The organism is Janthinobacterium sp. 75, from assembly GCF_004365495.1.
GTDB lineage: Bacteria > Pseudomonadota > Gammaproteobacteria > Burkholderiales > Burkholderiaceae_D > Janthinobacterium.
Genome location: NZ_SORD01000001.1, coordinates 3,013,731 through 3,033,847, shown reverse-complemented (window position 1 = coordinate 3,033,847; position 20,117 = coordinate 3,013,731). Strand labels below are relative to the sequence as shown.

Genomic DNA, 20,117 nt, shown 5'->3' with positions numbered 1-20,117 from the left:
CGCTCTGCCCCGCGCAGCGATTCGACGACAGGAGACCTCATGCAACGACTCATCCCCACCCTGCTGGCAGCGCTGCTGGCCATGAGTACCGCCCAGGCTGCGGAAAAAACCGTGCCGCCGCCCGAAACCGTGGACAAGCTGGCCTGGCTGGCCGGCTGCTGGAACGTCGACGGCGCCGAACCCGGCTCCGGGGAACAATGGAGTACGGCCGCCGGCGGCACCCTCCTCGGCACCAGCCGCACCGTCAAGGGCGGCAAGACGACAGCCTTTGAATTCGTGCAGATCCGCCTCACCGAACCGGGCCAGTTGGCCTACATCGTGCAGCCGTCAGGCCAGCCGCCTGTGATTTTCAATCTATTGCGCCAGGACAAGCCGAATGAATTCATCTTCGCCAACCTGGACAATGACTTTCCCAGCCGCATCATCTACCGCCACGACAGCGAGCGCATCTTGCACGCCAGCATCACCGGCACGATGAAAGGCAAGCTCACCACCATAGCCTTCCCCATGACGCGGGGCCGCTGCGAAGCGGCGCCAGTGGCGCGAAGCAAATAAAAAGGGGCCGCAAGGCCCCTTTTTATTGTTGACATCAACGGTTTAATGCAGCTTGACCTGCGGCGTACTGCGCTTGATCAGGAAGCGCCCCATGGCCATGACGGCCGTGCGCACGCTGCCCAGCACGGCATTGTGGTGCATCAAATGCAGGCTGACATACATCATGCGCGCAACAAATCCTTCCACGAACCAGCTCAGCCCCTTCAGGGAACCCATCAGGGTGCCCACGGAGGTAGTACGTCCGAACGACACGAGCGATCCGTAGTCGAGGTACTCGTACGGCTTGGTTTGCGGCGGCTTGCCCTTCGCTTGCAGAAGGAAGGTTTTCAGCAGGTAATCGGCTTGCTGGTGGGCAGCCTGGGCGCGAGGCGGCACCAGCTTGCCGTCCGGCCCCGTGCAGGCGGCGCAGTCGCCCAGCGCGAAGATATTCGCATGGCCCTGCACATTGAGCATGCCCGTCACTTCCAGCTGGCCGGCGCGGTTGGTCGGCAAGCCCAAAGTCGACAGGAATTCCGGCGCGCGGATGCCGGCGGCCCACACGCAGATATCGGCCGCATAGCTGGTGCCGCTGGCCACCGTCACCTTGTCGGCTTCGATCGTGGTGACGCGCGTATCGGTCACCACGCTAATGCCATGCTTGTGCAGCAGTTTCGAGGCGGCGATGGACACACGCTCGGGCAGCGGCGCCAGGATGCGCGGCGCCCCTTCGAGCAGGGTGATGCGCACGTCCTTGATGGCGTTGAGATTCTGAAAACCATACGCGGCATACACGCCGCTCGCTTCGCGCAATTCGGCCGCCAGTTCCACGCCCGTGGCGCCGCCGCCGATGATGACGATGTCAACCCCAGGATGACCTGCATCGCCCTGGCGCTGCTCGGCCATGGCCAGCAGTTTCAACAGCGTCAAACGGAAACGTTCGGCGTCTTCCGTGGCATTCAGGGAAATGGTGTTTTCCTTGGCACCGGGCACGCCGAAGTAATTCGAGGTGCTGCCCACGGCCAGCACCAGTTGGTCATAGCTGACCGTGCGCTGCGGCAAGAGCTGTTCATCCTTATCGGTGGCGATGGCGCCCACGGTGAGGCTGTTCGACGCGGCGTCGAGCGCGATCAGGGGGCCATAGACATAGGTAAAACCATTGTCATGCGCCAACATCTGGTACGACAGACCCTCTTGGTGAATATCCAGGGTACCGGCCGCCACCTCATGCAGCGACGGCTTCCATATATGGTAGAGGCGGCTGTCGACCAGGGTCACCTGGCCGGGGCCGAGCTTGCGGCTGAGTTTGCAGGCCAGCTCCAGGCCGCCTGCGCCGCCACCTACGATGACGATTTTACTATGCAAAGATCCTCCTGCTTGCTTGTTTAGTCCCTGCGCCCGTTGCCGTTGCCGTTGCCATGGCCTCTGCCCGGATTATCATCATGCTTGTCGCGCTTGCCTTCATGCTTGTCGCGCTTGTCATCATGCTTGTCATCATGCTTGTCATAATGGCCGCGATCACGGTCATGGTCATGGTCATGGTTGCCGTAGTCCGGGCGGCCATGCTGTTGCGGCGGACGTCCACCGGGACGGCCATGATCGCCATGCTGCTGGCGATAGCGGGGAGCATATTGATTGTTATACCAACTATCTTGAACGAAATACACCTCTTGGTTACAGGCATTATACCTGCGGCAGTGCTTGGACCAGTTTTTCGCATGGCCGGGCGGCACGCGCAAATAGATGGGCCGGGCCGAATAGTATTGCGGGCGCTGCACGATGACTGGCTGGGCGTAGATCAATTGCGGCGCGGGATAATCGCCGATGTCGAGGCGTCCGTAAAAGCCGGGCTGGCCGACGGTGACGGAGACACCGACCTGGGCAACAGCGGCGGTGGCGGCCGACAGCAAGACGGCGGCAAGCACAAGGGTTTTCATGGGGACATTCCTTTTATCAGTTATGCCGCCATTGTAGACCTTGTGCGCCACCCTGTTTGTTCGCAAGGACACATAAGCACTGGCGTTACCATCTCACCACAGCTTGCCCAAAGGCACGACCAGTCCGCTGAATAGCGACCAGTCCGGCGACGACGCCGTCAAGCCGCGCGCCATGCCGATATCGACGGCCAGCCGTGGCGTGGGACTGTAAGTGGCTGCCAGCAGCAACTGCGCCGTGGCCGGCGCACCGCGCAAACGCGTGCCAGACACTTCCGCCGTGGCGCCCCAGCGCGCGCTGACTGGCGTGGAAAAGGAGGCCGCCCAGCCCGTTTGCACCCTGCCCGTCGCCGGGTCGGATGCGCCCAGGCGCGTGGCATTCAGGTTGACGTCCATGTGCACGGCGCCCAAGTCGCGGCTGACAATGCCGTTCAGCGACACGTCGCTCTTGCCGCTGCCGATGGCGTCCTTGGCCGTCGCTAACTTCCAGCCCAGTTCCAAGCCCAGCGCCGTGGCGCTGTCGAGCTCAAAGGCGCGCTTGAGCACGACGGTCGTGTCGCCCAAGCCCGTCTCGCGCCGGCCCGTTTCATCGCGCGCACGCACGATCCCCTCGCCTTCGAGCAGCACGCCCCATTCGGGCGTGAACGCCAGCTTGAAGGTGTATGGCAGGCTGGCGCGGCGCGTATCGTCCGTTTTCGACAACAGGCCACCGGCCTCGAATTCCAGCTGGCCCGGCACGGGCAGCTGGGCGGGGCTGGCCACGGAAGGCCGGTAAGGCAGGACAGGATCACCGTCCTGCGCCAGCGCCAGGGCCGGCAAGGACAGCAGGGAGAAACACAGCAACGGCAAGCGGAGAGAAGACATGGAAGACCCGGAAGTGGCAAATGCGCAAAAGCGACAGCCTACCACCAAGCCCAGGCGTGCGTGTTGCGCCCGGTACTGCCGCGGTCAAGCCAGGCGCCGCACTCCCTGCCTGGCGGCGGGCGCTGGCCGGCGCAGCGGCGTGACGTTGCTGGCCGGGGCCGCGGCCAGCTGTTGCGCCTGGGCATGCAGGCGGAACACGCCCACCAGTTCCGTCAAGGTCTGCGCCTGGTCTTGCAGCGATTCGGCGGCGGCGGCCGCCTCTTCCACCAGGGCCGCATTCTGCTGCGTCACCTGGTCCATTTGCAAGACGGCCTGATTGACTTGCTCGATGCCTGCGCTCTGTTCGGCGCTGGCGGCCGTGATTTCCTGCATGATATCGGCCACCTGGCGCACGCTGGCGACGACTTCATCCATCGTCTTGCCCGCGTCATGCACGAGCCTGGAACCGATTTCCACCTGTTCGACGGAGTCGCCGATCAGGGTCTTGATTTCCTTGGCGGCCTGGCTGGACCTCTGTGCCAGGTTGCGCACTTCTGACGCCACGACGGCGAAACCACGCCCCTCCTCGCCCGCCCTGGCCGCTTCCACGGCCGCGTTCAAGGCGAGGATATTGGTCTGGAAGGCGATGCTGTCGATGACGCTGATAATGTCGACGATCTTGCGCGAAGAGGCATTGATCGATTCCATCGTCTGCACCACCTGCCCCACCACGGCGCCGCCCTTGCCGGCCACGTCGGACGCGGCGCCGGCCAGCGTATTGGCCTGGCGCGCATTGTCCGCGTTCTGGCGCACGGCCGAGGTCAGCTGCTCCATCGAGGACGCCGTTTCTTCCAGCGAACTGGCCTGCTCTTCCGTCCGGGATGACAGGTCGAGGTTGCCCTGGGCAATTTCACTGGAGGCCGTATGGATGGTGTCCGTACCCGAACGCACCTGGCTGACGATGCCCACCAGCTTGTCGCGCATGGTTTTCATGGCGAACAGCAGGCTGGCGTTGTCATGGCTGGCCGTGCGGATATCCACGGTCAGGTCGCCCTCGGCGATGGCGCCCGCGATCTTGACGGCATACGCCGGTTCGCCGCCCAGCTGGCGCGTCAGTCCGCGCGTAATCAGCGCCCCCAGCGCCAGCCCGGCCGCCATACTGCCCAGCACCAGTGCGAGCATGAAGCTGCGGCTGGCCTGATACACGCCCGACGCCTGCGCCGCTGCGGCCTTGGCGCGCTCTTCTTTCTGCAGCGAGAGTTTATCCAGCATGCCGTCGAGCTCGTCCGCATGCTGGCGCGTCTTGTTGAGCAGTTCAATCAGCTGCGCGCTGCGCTGGGACAGCGGCTCGGCTGCAGCCAGCGCCAACGCCTGTTGCATGGTGGCGATATATTCCGCTTCGACGGCGGAAAAACGGGCAAACAGCTCCTTGGCGGCCGGCGTGACAAACAGCGGTTCCGCCTTGGCAAGGTAGCTTTTGTTTAATTCGAGGAATTTTTCGATGTCGGCCTGGCGCATGGCGCGCTCCTCGGCGGTAGTGGCCAGCAAGAAATTACTACGGGCGCGCCCCACTTTGATCAGGGCGATGTTGGCTTCCTTGATGTGCGACAAGCCCAGCAATTCGCTGTTGTACATCTGCCCCGCCATGGTATCGATCTTGCCCATATTGAAGATGCCGATACCGGCCACGACGGCCCCCATCAGCGCAACACAAAAAAATGCCGCCAGCAAGCGCGTTCCCACCTTCATCCGGTTCAACATGTTTTCTCCCGTAGACTGGCCGATACTCGATGCAACTGGAGCTTACTGGCTTGAATATAAAGAAAAAACACAGAAAAAAATGCTCGGATTGTCACCAAATAATAATTCCTTGATATGCAACAACATGCAAAACGGCTTGCCATGCTAGGCAAGCCGTTCGACCTGACACCGGTCATGCGGGAGACTAATGCCCGCTGTGGCCGGCCGGCTTGCGCACCGTCATCTCGACGCCGCCCTTCACGGCCGGTTTGCCGGCGCCCTGGCCGCGCACCGGCTCCGGCAACGCGCCCGTCCATTCATAGGCCACGCTGCCGGCCGGGTGCTTGTACCAGCCCGGGTCGCGGTAGTCGCCCGGCTTCTGGTCCTTGCGCACCTTCACCGTGGTAAACATGCCGCCCATGCCGATGGCGCCGAAGGGGCCGTCGCCGGCCATCATCGGCAAGGTATTGTCGGGAATCGGCATCTGCATCTCGCCCATGTCGGCCATGCCGCGCTCGCCCATCACCATGTAGCCGGGCACAAGCTGGTTGATCTTCGCCGCCACGCCCTGGTGGTCGACGCCGATCATGGTGGGCACGTCATGCCCCATGGCATTCATCGTGTGGTGCGACTTGTGGCAGTGGAAGGCCCAGTCGCCCAGGTCCGTGGCCATGAATTCCACGGCCCGCATCTGGCCCACGGCCACGTCCGTCGTCACTTCGGGCCAGCGCGATTCGGGGCGCGTCCAGCCGCCATCGGTGCCCGTCACCTCGAATTCATGGCCATGCATGTGAATCGGGTGGTTGGTCATGGTCAGATTGCCCACGCGCACGCGGACCTTGTCGCCCTGGCGCACCACCATGGGATCGATGCCTGGGAAGACGCGGCTATTAAACGTGAACAAATTGAAATCCGTCATGGTCATGATCTTCGGCGTGTAGCTGCCGGGATCGATGTCGTAATTACTGAGCAAGAAGACGAAATCGCGGTCCACCTTCATGAAGTTCGGGTCTTTCGGGTGCGTCACCCAGAAGCCCATCATGCCCATGGCCATCTGCGTCATTTCATCCGCATGCGGGTGGTACATGAAGGTGCCAGGCCGCTTGGCGACGAATTCATACACGAAAGTCTTGCCGGGAGGAATGCCCGGCTGGGTCAGGCCCGTGACGCCATCCATGCCGTTGGGCAAACGCTGTCCATGCCAGTGCACGCTCGTGTGTTCCGGCAATTTATTGGTGACAAAAATGCGCACACGGTCGCCTTCCACCACTTCGATGGTGGGGCCAGGCGACTGGCCGTTGTAACCCCACAGGTTGGCTTGCATGCCGGGCGCCAGTTCGCGCACGACAGGCTCGGCCACCAAATGGAATTCCTTGACGTTGTTGTTCATGCGCCAGGGCAAGGACCAGCCATTCAGGGTGACGACGGGGTGGTACGGACGCCCGTTCGGTGGTGGCGGCGGCGCCTTGGTGTCGGCGCCAGCCATGCTGACGGCTTCCGGCAACGATGCCGCACCCACGCGACTCACCGCTGCCGCACTCAGGGCGACGGCACCCGCATTCATGAAAAAGTTTCTACGTGTAATCATCATTATTCCTTCGCGGCTGGGCCGCTGCCATTGATGGCCGATTGCAATTCGGTTTGGGCGATCCAGAAATCGCGCTGGGTCTCGATGGCGCTGTTCACGCTGGCGACCTGTTCGCGCGCATCGGCCAGCAATTCGAACACGCTGGCCAGCATGCCGTTGTAGCGCAGTAATACTTCATGCGAGATCGTCTTGCGCAGCGGCACGACTTCATCGCGGTAGTGGCGCGCCAGGTCGTAGGCCGTGCGGTAGCTGGAATACGCTACGCGCACTTCGGAGCGGGCCTGCACCGCCGTGCCTGCCGTGCGCTGCAGCGCCTGCTCATACAAGGCTTGCGCCCTGGCGTTGCGCGCCGAGCCCCAGTCGAACAGGGGCAATTCCAGCGACACCTCATAGCCATTCTCGCGCGGCGCCTCGCTCGTGCTCTTGTTGGTATAGCCCACGTCGAGCACATTGACGAAACCCGTGACCTTGGCCAGGCCCAGTGCGTCGGCCGTGGCGTGCGCATCAAGTTTCGCTCTTTGCACGTCGAGGCGCTGTTCCATGGCCTGCGCCTCGATATTGCCCGCCTCCACCGCCTGGGCCGGCAAGTCGGGCAGGCGCGACGGTAAAGTAAAGCTGGCCTGCTTGCCCCACAGGCCCAGCAGACGCGTCAGGTGCTCGCGCGTCACCAATGCCTGATGGCGCGCGCGGGCCAGGTCGCCGACAGCATCCGCATAAAACACTTGCTGGCGCGCCTGGTCGAGGCGGCTCCAGTTGCCCGCCTGCTGCAAGCGTGTGGCCAGCTCGGCGCCCGCCTCGGCCGACAGCAGTGCCCGCTGCATGAAAGCTTCCGTCTGCACGGCGGCGACAGCATTGAAGTAGGCGCGACGCGTGTCCGACGCCAGTTGCACGGCGCTGATGGCTGCCTGCAGCTTGGCTTGCTCGAAACGGCCCCGCTCGATATTCACGCGCATCGGCATGGTCAGCAAGCCGGCCAGGTCGAAGCTGACGCCCCGGTCGATTTCATTGCCATGGCTACCATGCGAGCGGCCGAATGACAGGCCGGGATTGCGCAAGCGCCCCGCTTGTACCAGGTCCGCCTCGGACGCGCCCAGTTCGGCCAGCGCCACTTTCATGCCGTGGTTGTTCATCAGGGCGATGCGCACGGCGCTGTCGGCGTCCAGGGGCTGGGCCAGCAATTGCGCCAGCCTGTCGTCGCCTTTGTCAGCCAGCGCTGCGGGGACACCCGTGCGGGCGTCGGCCAGCGCGGACACCGTTTGCATGCCGCCATCCGGGCTGAAGCTGGCGCAACCACTGAGCAGCAGGACGGCCGCCAGCGCCAGCGGCGTGAGGCAAGTTGATTTTGTGGAACGGGCCATGTCAATGTCCTTCATGCTGGTGTTGCTGAGCCGGCTGCGGGGCCGGCTTGGCACTGGGCTTAGCCATTGGCGTCTTGTGGCCTTCCATCTTGTGGCCCTCCATCTTCATCATGCCCATGTGGCCGCCCGCCTTGCCGACTTTCTCGTTGAGGGCACGCCAGGCCTGGTCGGGCGTGGCGTCGTCTTCGGCGGCGGGTCGGTAGCCCGCGAAGGCGGAGCGGTATGTGGTGGCAGGCACGGGCGCTTGCGCCTCTTGCGGGGCGGATGGAACTGGCGTCGATGCCGCAGGGCTGGCAGCACTGGCGGCCAGCGGCAGCACGGCCAGCGCGAGGCTGAACAGGTGTTTCATGGTATTCCTTGATTGACAGGGTATGGCGCGGCAGGCGCGCTACTGGAACGCTGGCGCGGCCGGTGCAAGCTGCAAGATCAAGATGCAGGGACGTGCGACGGCGGCACCGCCAGGTTCAACGGGCGGTCAGGCGGAGTGCGTGCTTCTCGGGGGACGTTCGGGACCAAGCGGGATATGCCCGGCGAACAGGGAATCGGGCGCCAGCGCCGGAGGCGGCGCGCGCAGGGTCAAGGCGTGCAACACTGGCATGCCGGGCGGCGCTGTGGCGCCCACGGTACACGCCCCATGGTTGCTGCAATCGTGGCCATGGTGCGTGGCGCCGCCATCGTCCATGGCCATTTTCATGGGCTGGTCCGTCATCCGCATGTCGGCCATACTACCCATATTGCCCATATCGTGGCACTGAGGTGCCTGCGCCTGCGCTGCCACGACGGTGACCGTCGCCGCCAGCTCGCCCACACAGCAGCTGCGCATGGCCGACGCAAAGCCCTGCAAGGGCAGCGTGACGGCCAGCAGCCAGAGCAGCGAGCGGGCGAGAAAGCGGAAAAAGGCGTGGTTCATGACAGGACTATAAACCTTCCCACACGAGGAAGGTCAAGTCCCTGTCAAGCGCGACGGCCGTGCGTCAGCCAGATCACGTACACGCCGTAGTAGCCCTGCCCCTCCAATATGACCTGGCCATCGGCAAAATGGATTTTCTCTACTTTATTGACGGTGAAATACGCGCGGCCATCGGACGCCTCCACGTCGCCCCGGTAACGGGCGCGGGGCCGGCAGTAGCCGCTGGCGCGCCCGATGGCCCACATCAGGTCGCCGATCATGAAGTCGTCAATCATTTCGGCCAGCAGCGGCCGGTGGCCCGCCAGCATGCCCGTGATGTCGGGGTAGCCGGCGTCTCTGAGCGCGGGCAAGTCGCTTTCCTCGTATTGCAGGTCGTCTTTGCGGCAATCCTGCACGAAACTGTTGAACGGTTCGTCGAGCAGTCCCGCCAGCGCCGCTTCCGGCACGCTCAGGCGGAACGGGTGCAGCGGCAGCACGCTGTGCTGGCCGTAATTGAGTTCGCGGCAACCGAGATAGGCCAGCGGGTGCAACTGGCCATTGACCTCGCAGCGGATGCCAAGTTCTTGCTCAAACGTCATCAATACTCATCCCTGCCATTTCTGCCATGCCCATTACTCTCTCGTTGCACCTTATCTTGGCCTCATGGTAAGCGCTGGCGGGCAAACCGGACAGACTCAGATTCAACAAAAAACAGCGGATCAGTTTATGCCGCACGGCACGCCTGTCAGGCCGGCTCGGCGAGACCCACCCGGTTGCGCCCATTTTCCTTGGCCACATATAGGGCCGCGTCGGCCGCCAGCAGCACGGCGTCCGCGCCGCGCTCCCCGTGCGCCGACGAGACCACGCCCAGCGAGACCGTAACGGCGCCCGCGCCGGGAATCACGGCGGCGGCCACCTTGGCGCGCAGGCGCTCGGCCACCTGCATGGCCACGTCCAGGTCGGCATCGGGCAACAGCATGATGAATTCATCGCCGCCATTGCGGCACAGCACGTCGGCATCGCGCGAACAGGCGCGCATCAGCTGCGCCAGGCGCAGGATGACGTCGTCGCCCACGGCATGGCCCCACTGGTCGTTGACTTGCTTGAAATGGTCGATGTCGATGGCGATGACGGAAAACGGCCGCGCCTGCGCCTGCCACTCTTCCAGCGCTGCCGCCATGCCACGCCGGTTCGACAGGCCCGTCAGCGGGTCCGTCTGCACGTCGGTCTTCAGCTTGCCGATCTTATTCTGCAGCAACGCCAAGCCTTTCAACAGAGCCTTCTTGATCTGTGCCGCCTCCACATACCAGGAGCGGATGGCGGCAATGTGCTCGGCCGTGCCCGCTGCATCCATGCGCCGTGCGCTCTCGGCCAGCTGCACCAGGGGCCGCGATATCAGACTGGCCAGCCACCAGATGAATGGCAAGCTCAGCAAGGCGATCGGCAGGGAATACCATATCGTATTGGCCATCAGCTGGTTCAGCGGTGCCAGGGTCATCGCCGTCGGGCGCTGCGCCACGATGCCCCAGCCCGTCGACGGCATGACGGCGTAGCCGGCCAGCATATCCACGCCCAGGCTGTTATGCATGCGCCGGCTGCCACCGCCCTGCTGCGCGATGATGGTGTCGATGACATCGTTGCTGCCAGCCACGTCGCCCAGGCGCCCGGGGTCCGGGTGGTACAGCAGGCGCCGGTTCTGGTCCACCACGTACAGATACGAGCCATCGCGGTAGTAATGCTGGCCCAGCATGGTGTACAGGATGTTTTTCTGTTTCAGGTAGATGCTGCCGCCCACATAGCCCAGGTAGCGGCCATCCTTGTCCAGGATGGGATGGGAAATGAAGACCACCAGGTTGCCGGCAGAGGACATGTACGGCTGCGTCACCAGCGGACGCCGCTCGCGCAGCGCTTGCACGGCGCCAGCCGAATCGAGCGTGCGGTACTTGAGGGCCAGGGTTTCCGGCGACACCCCCAGCACCTTGCCCTGGGCGTCGACGATGAGCACGGAGTTGAAGCTGTTCGTTTGCAGGCGCAGGCGCTGCGCCTCGTCCGTCAGCCAGGCGTCATCCCCCATGCGCCGCGCCAGGCCGCCAGCGCTGTAGGCCAGCTGCTGGCGCGCCGACTGCAGGAAATCCTCGGCCGTGCTGGCCAACTTGCTCGCGTAGGCGTGGTTCGCTTCCAGCGTGGTATCGATCAGCAACTGGCGCTGCACGCTGTAGCTGGCAAAGAACGTATTGGCCAGGGACACCAGGGCGCTGGCAAAGGCCACGAGCACGATCAAACGGCGCAAATTCATGCGCAGAACAGGTTTAGTCCACATGGCGTCGGCAAGAGATAGGGAAATATTGCGCTAAAGAAAGGGCGCATTATACCGAGACACCCGTGCCAATATTGAAATGTTGGCATCCATAATCAAGGAACGTGTACAAGCGGCAACGCAGAGCGCTGCCGCCTTGACCTGCATCAAGCGTGGATGGCGTGCTTGCGTACCCAGTCCACATAGCGCTGCATCCAGCCCTGGAAGAAGCCCAGGCTGGCCGGGCCTATGCCGCCATGCTCGTCGAACAGGCCTTCCTTGGCCTGGATAAACATCTCCGGCTGGCCCAGCAGCGGCACGTCCAGGTAAGCGAGCACATTGCGCAAATGCTGCTGCGCCAGGGCCGTGCCCGTGGCGCCCACGGAGACGCCCAGCACGGCGCCCGGCTTGCCGCCCCACACGCTCTGGCCATACGGGCGCGAGCCGTGATCGAGGGCGTTTTTCAGCACGCCGGGGATGGAACGGTTGTATTCGGGGGTGAGGAAGAGCAAGGCTTGCGACGCGGAAATGTCGGATTTGAGGCGCAGCACCTGCTCGGCCTGCGCGCCATCGTCATCCTGGTTGTACAGCGGCAAGTCGCCGATGTCGATATGTTTGAAGGAAAACTCGGGCGGCGCCAGCTTGATGATGGCGTCGGCCAGTTTGCGGTTGAAGGAATCCTTGCGCAGGCTGCCGACGATGATTGCAACTTGATATTGGCTCATGAAAGTCCCCGATAACGGTTAAAAGAAAGCCCTGGAGTGAAGCTCATACCAGGGCTATCTTGCCACACAATCATCGGTTTTGCGCTGCCTAGCGTGCGAAGTCAGCGCGCCTGAAAAATGCACAGGGCCAGGCGCCTTGCCGAAGACAGTACGAATGTACGGCAAGGCAAGGCAACAACGCCATGGGCGTTTTGGCAGGTGCGCTAACGTGCCAAGCCCCGGTATTCGCGGTAGTAACGCCCGCCCAGGTTGGTCAGCACTTCATAGCCGATGGTATTGGCCATGGCCGCCACGGCGTCAACCGGATGTTCGGCGCAGATCAGGTCGACCAGGCTGCCCGGCGCGACGCGCTCCTCGGCGATGGCGCTGACGTCCAGGGTAATGGAATCCATGGAAATGGCGCCGATCTGCGGCACTTTCACGCCATCGACGATGGCCAGGCCCTGGTTGCTCATGCTGCGCAGCCAGCCATCGGCATAGCCGACGGAAATAGTCGCCACCTGGCGCGGCTCGCTGGCCGTGTAGCGGCGGCTGTAGCCCACGTGGTCGCCGGCGGCAATCGTGCGCGTCTGCATGACCTTGCCTTGCAGGCGCACCACGGAACGCAGGGGATTGGGCTCGCCGCCCTGCGGCGCGATGCCGTACAGGGCCGCACCGGGGCGCACCAGGTCAAAGTGAAAATCGGGCGACAGGAAAATGCCCGAGGAATTGGCCAGGCTGGCGCGGTATTGCGGCAAACGGGCGCGGATGGCGATGAAACGGGCCAGTTGCTCGCCATTCATGGGGTTGCTGCGCTCGTCGGCACACGCCAGGTGGCTCATGATGTAGCGAACGTTGATGCCGTCAAGAAAGTGTGCATCAGCCAGCCAAGCGTCGATTTCCTGCGGCGACAAGCCCATGCGCGACATGCCCGTATCGACCTGCACGACGGCGTTCAGGGTGGTGCCCAGTGCTTGCGCATGTTTGCGCCAGCCCGCCACCTGCGGCTCGCTGTTGAGCACTGGCGTCAGGCCGTGGGCCGTGAATTCAGCTTCCGTATCGACGGGCGGGCCATGCAGCACGAAAATTTCCGCGTCCGGCGCCACATGCGGGCGCAGGCTGATGCCCTCTTCCAGGTGGGCCACGAAGAAATGGCGGCAACCCTCTTCATACAGGGCCGCGCCCACTTGCGCGGCGCCCAGGCCATACGCGTCGGACTTCACCACAGCCGAGCAGGCGGCCGGGTGCGCCTTGTCGCGCAGCAAGCGGTAGTTGGCGCGCACGGCGTCCAGGTCGACCGTCAGGATGGCGCCACTACGCTCCTTGGCAGGCATGCTACCGGCCATCTCAGGCTCCCGCGTATTGCAATTTGCCGCCGCGCTGCGCGCCGCTGTAGCGGCTGACAGACAGGTCGTCGGCCAAAATGGCCGGCTGTTTCGACGACATCAGGTCGGCCAGCAATTGCGCCGAACCGCAGGACATGGTCCAGCCCAGGGTGCCGTGGCCCGTGTTGAGGAACAGGTTGCGCAGCGGCGTGCGGCCGACGATCGGCGTGCCGTCCGGCGTCATCGGGCGCAGACCAGTCCAGAAGGTGGCTTCCACCGTGTTGCCGCCGCCAGGGAACAGGTCGTTGACGACCATTTCCAGGGTTTCGCGGCGGCGCGGATTCAGGTTCAGGTTGTAGCCGGCGATTTCCGCCATGCCGCCCACGCGGATGCGGTCGTCGAAACGCGTGACGGCAATCTTGTACGTTTCATCGAGGATGGTCGACACGGGCGCCTTGGCCGCGTTGACGATAGGCACGGTGATCGAATAGCCCTTCAGCGGATACACGGGAATGTCCAGCAGCGGCTTCATGAAGCCCGTCGAGTAGGAACCCAGGGCCACCACATAGGAATCGGCCTTGACGATTTCCGCGCCGCATTGCACACCAGCGATTTCATCTCCCTGCGTGAGCAAGGCATCGATCGACACGCCGTAACGGAACTTCACGCCCAGCGCCTCGGCCATCTCGGACAGGCGGGTGGTAAACAGCTGGCAATCGCCCGTTTCATCGTTGGGCAGGCGCAAGCCGCCGAACAGTTTATCCTTGACCGCTTCCAGGGCCGGCTCGGCACGCGACAGCTCGTTGCGCTGCAGCACTTCATACGGCACACCCGCGTCTTTCAATACTTCGATATCCTTGGCGGCGTCGTTGTATTGTTTTTCGGTGCGGAACAATTGCATCGTGCCTTGCTGGCGGCCTTCATAGGTGATGCCAGCCTCCGCGCGCAGCACCTTGAAGCAGTCGCGGCTGTATTCAGCCAGGCGCACCATGCGTTCCTTGTTCACCGCATACGCTTCCGGTGTGCAATTACGCAACATCTGCCACATCCATTTGAGCTGGGCGGCGCTGCCGTCGAGCGAGATGGCCAGTGGCGCGTGGCGCTGCATCATCCACTTCACGGCTTTCAGGGGAATGCCGGGCGCGGCCCATGGCGAAGCGTAGCCGGGCGAGATTTGCCCCGCATTCGCGAAGCTGGTTTCCAGTGCAGGGCCCGGCTGGCGGTCGATGACGGTCACCTCATGTCCTGCCTTGGCCAGATAGTAAGCACTGGTGACGCCGATGACGCCGCTACCCAGAATCACGATACGCATAGTTTCCTCATTATATTTTTTAGGCTGACGCCAGATTAACCGCTATCATATTGGGAAAGAGCCAGTATTTGTTCACGTATAAATCGAGATATTCAGCAATAAATCATGAGAATCCTTAAAGAATCGGCACGTGGCCTCGACAAGCTGGACCGCCACATCCTGCGCATCCTGCAACAGGATGGCCGCATCTCGATGAAAGACCTGGGCGAACAGGTGGGCCTGTCGATCACGCCCTGCATCGAGCGGGTCAAGCGCATGGAGCGCGACGGCGTCATCACGGGCTACCACGCCAAGGTGAACCCGGCCGCGCTGGGCGCCAAGCTGCTCGTCTTTGTGGAGATTACGCTCAATCAAAAATCGGCGTCTGCCTTCGAACAATTCCGCCGCGAAGTGCTGCAAATTCCCGAAGTGCAGGAATGCCACCTGGTGTCGGGCGACTTCGATTACCTGATCAAGGCGCGCATCCATGAAATGGCCGAGTACCGCAAGCTGCTGGGCGACATGCTGTTGCAGCTGCCGGGCGCCGCGCAATCGAAAAGCTATGTGGTGATGGAAGAAATCAAGGAAACCCTGGCGCTCTCGACCGACGTATTGCAGAGCAGGTAAAAAGTAGCGCCAGCCGGTACCGGCAGCATCGTTTTATGCTCCTTTGTATAATCTTGTAGCACATTCGTGGCGACCCAAGCACACTCCCTCCTGACATCACGCCCGTCCCCTCTGAGATTGGAAGCAGTGATGCACATTGGGAGTCCGTATGAACACATTGATAAAACTGGCAGCTTCCTGCCTCGCGGGCCTGGCCGTGGCCATGTGCACCGCCAGTGAATACAAGGTCAACCGCGCGCCGGACAATGGCGCCATCTACCAAAACATCAAGGTCGGCAAGACCACCCGCCTCGACCTCGACGCGGCCCTGGGCAACGCCACCGTGGTCAGCTTCGATCCCGGCTATGAAGTCTGGGTCTACAAGAACCAGCTGCAAACGCCCAAGGTGACGCGGCTGATCCCCCTGCTGGGCGAAAAAGGCACGCGCGAAGTGGCTGTCATGTTCGACCAGGCGGGTGTCGTCAGGAAATTCCGGATACACGAGCCACGCAAGTAGGCGGCCGGTGCGCCGCAGCACAAGCCACCACGCCCGCCAGTAACAGCATGCTGGCCGCAGCCTCGGCAAGCGTGGGCCAGCGCTGCTCCCACAGATAGCCGTACAGCAAGGCAAACAGGAATTCAAACACAATCATCTGCCCCATCAGGGTCAGCGGCAAGACCCGGCTGGCATGGTTCCACAAGCCATTGCCAACGACGGAACACAGCAGCGCGACACCCGTGACTACGGCGGCAAACTGCAGCCAGGCCATGTCGGCATGCGCGGCGGGCGCGGCAAGTGCGACGGGAATGGCCAGCAGCAGCGCGGCACCACCCGTGACCACGCCCGTCAGCAAATTCCACTCCTGCGCCGAGACCGAGCGCAACCGCCCCAGCCAGCGGCTGTTACCGACCGCATACACCGTCCACGACAGCAGCGCAGCCAGCGCACACAGCAAACCCAACAGGGATGCATGGCCCGCATGCGCGAGCGACTGCCAGCTAATGCAGGCCAACCCGGCTACGCTCAGCACTAGCGAGGGAAGCAGGCGCCGTAACGGCACGGCATGCCGGTCGCGGCTGCCCACGAGCGTGACGACCAGCGGCAGCAAGCCGATCACCATCGACGTCATGGCCACGCCACCGGCCTGCACGGCGCTGGCCAGCAGCACGTAATACACAATATTGCCTGTCAGGCTGAGCCAGATCAGCCCGCGCCATTCGCGCCAGGTCAGTACGCGCAGCAGGCGCCGCCACGACGGCGCGACCAGCACGGCCGCGATCAAGCCATACGCGAGGTAGCGGCCCACGGACAGTTCCAGCGGCTGGAAGGCGGGGATCAGCGCCGGCGCCAGGAACACCAGCCCCCATAGCGCGCCCGCGGCTATGCCGGCCAGCATGCCCAGCAGGCTCTTGTTTTCTTGATGCATGTTCAATCTCCTGAAAAGGAGATTGTGGCAAGTCTGCCGCGTCCATTCTTGGCACCAGCTACTGCCTTGTTGACCGTTTCTCGCGACATGCGCGCCGGTAGGCGGCAGGCGTGACATCCATGCTGTCGCGCATGGCCCGCGTCAGCGCGCTTTGCTCGGAAAAGCCGGCCGCCAGCGCGATCCCGGCTAGGCTGGCGTCGCTGGCGGCAAGCAGTTCGCAAGCGCGCGCCATGCGCTGCTGCAACAGCCAGGCATGTGGACTGGCACCCATTTCCTCGCGGAACAACGCGTGCAGGCGGCTGACACTGAGGTTGGCGAAGCGCGCCATCGACGCCGTCGACCAGGGCAAGCCAGGCTCGGCTTGCACACGGGCAATGAGCGCCCCCAGGCGCGAACGGGGCTGCGGCTCTCCCACCAGCAAGGTATCGAGCAATAGCGGCGTCCAGGCCGTGACGATGGCTGGCGTCAGCGCCTCCTGCTGCACCATCAGGCCCAGGTATTCGATCAGCTTGCGGGCGCCCGGCCCGATCGCCGTATAGGGACGCTCCAGCAGCAATTGCCAGCAGCCCCTGGCCACGGTGGCCGCATCCACGTCGAGGATGATGGAGTGGTTTGCCACCTGGCTATGCTGGGCATGCCATGTATTGGCCGGGATCACCACGCCCAGCTGCGTATCCACCTTCCCCGGCCTGCCGTCGATGTCCAGCAACAGCTGGCCATGCAGGGGCAGCACCAGTTGCACGAAATCGTGCCGGTTCGGCGCGCCGATTTCCGCATAGCTGCGAAAGCTGAAGTCGATGGCAGAGTGTGGTGTGCTGGACATGGCGAGGCCGCCTGGGCAAAGAGTCTCCCATTTTATCAGCAGACAGGTGCACCGAGACGCGCGCCTGGCGCTGCCCACTTGCCCTACACTGACGTTTTATCTTTCCCTACCTCCATGCAACGACCTGCGAACCTCGCCCACATTTCGGTGGAACAAGACTGGCAACACACGACTCCGTATCCACCGCTCGGCTTCGCCCCCTTCTTTGAAGGTGCGCTGGGCAATGGCGACACCTTCGGCCTGTATTGGCCCATCGGCCGCGAAGGGGCCGAACCGATCGTCGTCGAAACCTGGCACGACGAATGGCGTATCCAGCCGCACTTTTCCAGCCTGACGGCGTTTTTGCAAGCCCATGCGGCTGCGGAGGACGAGTACGTCGCCACGCCCTCGCTGGCCGATGACCCCGCCTCGCCGCGCGCCGCCTTCCTGGCGGCCAAGGAACATATCGCTCAGCGCAACCCGGACGAGGCCATCGCCCTGCTGGAAGCGGCGCTGGCCATCGTTCCCGAATATACGGATGCGCTGGTACTGCTGCATGGCCAGTATGTGCGCGCGGGAAGAACCGATGCAGCCGTCAAGGTGGCCATCCAGGCGATCATATCGCCACCGTCCTTTGGCGGCCCGCCATTCAAGGCCTTGCAATGGCTGCGCACGCAGCCGGTGCCGGATGGGGAACTTGATCCCATCTGGCGCGCCTGCGGGCAGCTGTCGTTCAACTTTGGCGGCAACAAGGAGAATGCGGACTACCCCGTGCTGCTGGCCGCCATGGAAAGCTATCTGGAGCACGGCAACTACCGTTGCGCCTCGACCCTGATGCAGACGTATGCGGAACTGATGAGCGCGGAAACCGTGTCCTTCCAGGAGCGCTACGCCTTCGAGCCGGCCGCCTTTATTGCACGGCAAATCGCCGTCAGCGCGAGGCTGCCCCAGGGCAGCCGCGACCCGGCAGCGCTATGGTTGTCGGGCATGGCTTAGTTGCTGCCGGAACAGCTTGCGATACGCCGAAGGCGACGTCTGCAGGCTGGCGCGGAAATGCTGGCGCAGGGACAGGGCCGTGCCGAAGCCGGCCTCTTGCGCCACAACATCGATCGACGCCGCGCTTTTTTCCAGCAAGCCTTGCGCATGCGCCAGGCGCTGGTTCAGCAGCCACTGCTTGAACGAGGTACCCATGGCCTGGCGGAAGTGGCGCGTAAAATTGCGCCGGCTCATGGCAGCCTGTTCGGCCAGCGCGTCGATGCTGTGCGCCTGGTCCAGCTTGGCGGTCACGCTAGCGAGCACGTCGGCAAAGCGCCCTTCGCTGCCGGACACAGGCAGCGGGCGCTCGATGAATTGCGCCTGCCCGCCCTGGCGGTGCGGCGCCACCAGCAAGCGGCGCGCCACCCTGTTGGCCACCTCGGCGCCCGCCAGCTGGCGCAACAGATGCAGGCAGCAATCGAGGCCGGCCGCTACGCCGGCCGACGTCAGCACGGCGCCATCGTCCACATACAGCACTTCCCGGTCCACCCTGACCTTGGGATAACGGGCCGCCAGCCGCTCCGCCATGCCCCAATGCGTGGCCGCGCGCTTGCCATCCAACAAACCTGCCTGCGCCAGGGGAAACGCGCCCAGGCACAGTCCCACCATGCGCGCCCCGCGCCGGCCGGCCGCCTGCAGCGCCGCGACCAGGGGCTGCGGCGCATCGCGGCAATCGTCGTGCCAGGCCGGCATGATGACGATATCGGCGTCCTCCAGCCCTTCCAGTCCGAACTCGGGCGCAATGGCAAAGCCGGCCGTCGTGCGCAAGGGCGCGGGATCGGCGGCGCACACGCGCACGTAAAACTGCGGCAGATCGGCCTCGTCCGTCTGGGCGCCAAACACGAGGCAAGGCACAGACAGGTGGAATGGCGTCATGCCGTCGAAAGCGATCACGGCGATGCTCAAGGGAGCGGAAGGAGAGGGAATAGTAGGCATGGCCCGATTTTATCGTATAAAGTCCTTTGGGCCACTTTTTGTTTGTATCGCGCGGCCTGACAATGGCCTTATCGAGGAGCTATTTCCTCCTTTCAACCTTGCCAGGAGAACCCATGTCCACCGAAATATCCACCACCACGCGCCGCGCCCTGCTCGTCATCGATGTACAAAATGAATACTTCACGGGCGACATGCCCATCGAATATCCGTCCGTCGAGATATCCCTGCCGAATATCGTCACCGCCATGGCCGCCGCCCGCGCCGCCGGCGTGCCCGTGATCGTCGTCCAGCACGACGCGCCGGAAGCCTCCCCCATCTTTGCCAAAGGCAGCGATGGCTGGCTGCTGCATCCGCAAGTGGCCGCCTTCCCCGCCGACCACCGCATCAACAAGACCATGGGCAGCGCCTTTGCGGGTACGGACTTGCGCGCCTGGCTGGAGGACCATGGCATCGATACCCTGACGGTAATCGGCTACATGACCCACAACTGCGACGCCGCCACCATCTACCACGCCGCGCACGACGGCTTGCAGGTGGAATTCCTGCAAGACGCCACCGGCACCCTGCCCTACGCCAACGCGGGCGGCACGGCCAGCGCCGAGGAAATCCACCGCGTCTTCAGCACCGTGTTTCATTCGAATTTCGCCGCCGTCGTCAGCACGCAGGACTGGCTGGCTGCCGTGCGGGAAGGCAAGCCGCTGGAAAAGGACAATATTTATCTGTCGAACCAGCGCGCGCGCAAGGCGCAGGCGAACTGACGCCGGCGGGAATGGACGGGTATCATGCGTCCATTCCCTACTTGACGATGAACA

The 20,117-nt window shown here is 63.5% G+C and carries 21 protein-coding genes; 5 read left to right on the top strand and 16 right to left on the bottom strand.

The window, feature by feature from the left end; genetic code table 11:
• Window positions 1–39 precede the first annotated feature (39 nt).
• Entirely contained in the window at window positions 40–555 is a 516-nt protein-coding gene (locus C8C89_RS13825; protein ID WP_101481881.1) for a DUF6265 family protein, read from the top strand.
• Window positions 556–597: 42 nt separating this feature from the next.
• Here the strand turns inward: C8C89_RS13825 and C8C89_RS13820 are convergent, their stop codons facing one another.
• The 13 genes from C8C89_RS13820 to C8C89_RS13760 all read right to left on the bottom strand — a co-directional run bounded on the left by C8C89_RS13820 (window position 598) and on the right by C8C89_RS13760 (window position 14,520).
• Complete coding sequence (locus tag C8C89_RS13820; RefSeq protein ID WP_133990414.1) at window positions 598–1,896, bottom strand: NAD(P)/FAD-dependent oxidoreductase; 1,299 nt, start codon at window positions 1,894–1,896, stop codon at window positions 598–600.
• A 20-nt stretch (window positions 1,897–1,916) separates the two neighbouring features.
• On the bottom strand, window positions 1,917–2,519 hold the full coding sequence (locus C8C89_RS13815) for a hypothetical protein (RefSeq protein ID WP_243858012.1): 603 nt from the start codon (window positions 2,517–2,519) through the stop codon (window positions 1,917–1,919).
• 42 nt (window positions 2,520–2,561) lie between these two features.
• The gene (locus C8C89_RS13810) at window positions 2,562–3,329 is read right to left on the bottom strand and encodes a transporter (protein ID WP_243858011.1); all 768 of its coding nucleotides are present in this window, start codon (window positions 3,327–3,329) and stop codon (window positions 2,562–2,564) included.
• Between the two features lie 84 nt (window positions 3,330–3,413).
• On the bottom strand, window positions 3,414–5,069 hold the full coding sequence (locus tag C8C89_RS27515) for a methyl-accepting chemotaxis protein (RefSeq protein WP_208327700.1): 1,656 nt from the start codon (window positions 5,067–5,069) through the stop codon (window positions 3,414–3,416).
• Window positions 5,070–5,253: 184 nt separating this feature from the next.
• Window positions 5,254–6,636: a copper oxidase gene (locus C8C89_RS13800; RefSeq protein ID WP_101481884.1), complete on the bottom strand. Its 1,383-nt coding sequence runs from the start codon at window positions 6,634–6,636 to the stop codon at window positions 5,254–5,256.
• Between the two features lie 2 nt (window positions 6,637–6,638).
• Window positions 6,639–7,994, bottom strand: a complete 1,356-nt coding sequence (locus C8C89_RS13795; RefSeq protein ID WP_243858010.1) for a TolC family protein — start codon at window positions 7,992–7,994, stop codon at window positions 6,639–6,641.
• A 1-nt stretch (window position 7,995) separates the two neighbouring features.
• Window positions 7,996–8,343 (bottom strand): hypothetical protein, encoded by a 348-nt coding sequence (locus tag C8C89_RS13790; protein ID WP_133990410.1) that lies wholly within the window; start codon window positions 8,341–8,343, stop codon window positions 7,996–7,998.
• 126 nt (window positions 8,344–8,469) lie between these two features.
• Window positions 8,470–8,904: a hypothetical protein gene (locus tag C8C89_RS13785; RefSeq protein ID WP_133990408.1), complete on the bottom strand. Its 435-nt coding sequence runs from the start codon at window positions 8,902–8,904 to the stop codon at window positions 8,470–8,472.
• Window positions 8,905–8,948: 44 nt separating this feature from the next.
• A complete protein-coding gene (locus C8C89_RS13780) occupies window positions 8,949–9,482 on the bottom strand; it encodes a hypothetical protein (RefSeq protein ID WP_133990406.1) in 534 nt (177 codons plus the stop codon).
• Window positions 9,483–9,628: 146 nt separating this feature from the next.
• Window positions 9,629–11,203 (bottom strand): sensor domain-containing diguanylate cyclase, encoded by a 1,575-nt coding sequence (locus tag C8C89_RS13775; protein WP_133990404.1) that lies wholly within the window; start codon window positions 11,201–11,203, stop codon window positions 9,629–9,631.
• Between the two features lie 143 nt (window positions 11,204–11,346).
• On the bottom strand, window positions 11,347–11,904 hold the full coding sequence (locus C8C89_RS13770; protein ID WP_101481890.1) for an NAD(P)H-dependent oxidoreductase: 558 nt from the start codon (window positions 11,902–11,904) through the stop codon (window positions 11,347–11,349).
• Between the two features lie 203 nt (window positions 11,905–12,107).
• Window positions 12,108–13,229 carry an alanine racemase gene (gene alr / locus C8C89_RS13765; protein WP_133990402.1) on the bottom strand — a complete coding sequence of 374 codons (1,122 nt, stop codon included), beginning with the start codon at window positions 13,227–13,229 and terminating at the stop codon, window positions 12,108–12,110.
• 1 nt (window position 13,230) lies between these two features.
• Window positions 13,231–14,520 carry a D-amino acid dehydrogenase gene (locus C8C89_RS13760; protein ID WP_133990400.1) on the bottom strand — a complete coding sequence of 430 codons (1,290 nt, stop codon included), beginning with the start codon at window positions 14,518–14,520 and terminating at the stop codon, window positions 13,231–13,233.
• A 105-nt stretch (window positions 14,521–14,625) separates the two neighbouring features.
• Here C8C89_RS13760 and C8C89_RS13755 point away from each other — a divergent pair, with 105 nt between their 5' ends.
• Window positions 14,626–15,126, top strand: coding sequence for an Lrp/AsnC ligand binding domain-containing protein (locus tag C8C89_RS13755; protein WP_034754979.1), 501 nt, complete (start codon window positions 14,626–14,628; stop codon window positions 15,124–15,126).
• Between the two features lie 148 nt (window positions 15,127–15,274).
• The gene (locus tag C8C89_RS13750; protein WP_101481893.1) at window positions 15,275–15,622 is read left to right on the top strand and encodes a hypothetical protein; all 348 of its coding nucleotides are present in this window, start codon (window positions 15,275–15,277) and stop codon (window positions 15,620–15,622) included.
• On the opposite strand, the gene C8C89_RS13745 is transcribed toward C8C89_RS13750, so the two are convergent.
• Both C8C89_RS13745 and C8C89_RS13740 read right to left on the bottom strand, forming a co-directional pair.
• Window positions 15,588–16,532, bottom strand: a complete 945-nt coding sequence (locus tag C8C89_RS13745) for a DMT family transporter (RefSeq protein WP_133990398.1) — start codon at window positions 16,530–16,532, stop codon at window positions 15,588–15,590. The two genes, C8C89_RS13750 and C8C89_RS13745, sit on opposite strands and share 35 nt — an antisense overlap.
• 58 nt (window positions 16,533–16,590) lie before the next feature.
• Complete coding sequence (locus tag C8C89_RS13740) at window positions 16,591–17,355, bottom strand: AraC family transcriptional regulator (protein ID WP_133990396.1); 765 nt, start codon at window positions 17,353–17,355, stop codon at window positions 16,591–16,593.
• A gap of 114 nt (window positions 17,356–17,469) precedes the next feature.
• On the opposite strand from C8C89_RS13740, the gene C8C89_RS13735 reads away from it, so the two are divergent.
• Window positions 17,470–18,330: a tetratricopeptide repeat protein gene (locus tag C8C89_RS13735; RefSeq protein WP_133990394.1), complete on the top strand. Its 861-nt coding sequence runs from the start codon at window positions 17,470–17,472 to the stop codon at window positions 18,328–18,330.
• Here the strand turns inward: C8C89_RS13735 and C8C89_RS13730 are convergent.
• On the bottom strand, window positions 18,307–19,305 hold the full coding sequence (locus C8C89_RS13730) for a helix-turn-helix domain-containing protein (protein ID WP_166674731.1): 999 nt from the start codon (window positions 19,303–19,305) through the stop codon (window positions 18,307–18,309). The two genes, C8C89_RS13735 and C8C89_RS13730, sit on opposite strands and share 24 nt — an antisense overlap.
• Before the next feature lie 113 nt (window positions 19,306–19,418).
• On the opposite strand from C8C89_RS13730, the gene C8C89_RS13725 reads away from it, so the two are divergent.
• Complete coding sequence (locus tag C8C89_RS13725; protein ID WP_243858009.1) at window positions 19,419–20,063, top strand: cysteine hydrolase family protein; 645 nt, start codon at window positions 19,419–19,421, stop codon at window positions 20,061–20,063.
• The last annotated feature ends 54 nt before the right edge of the window (window positions 20,064–20,117 follow it).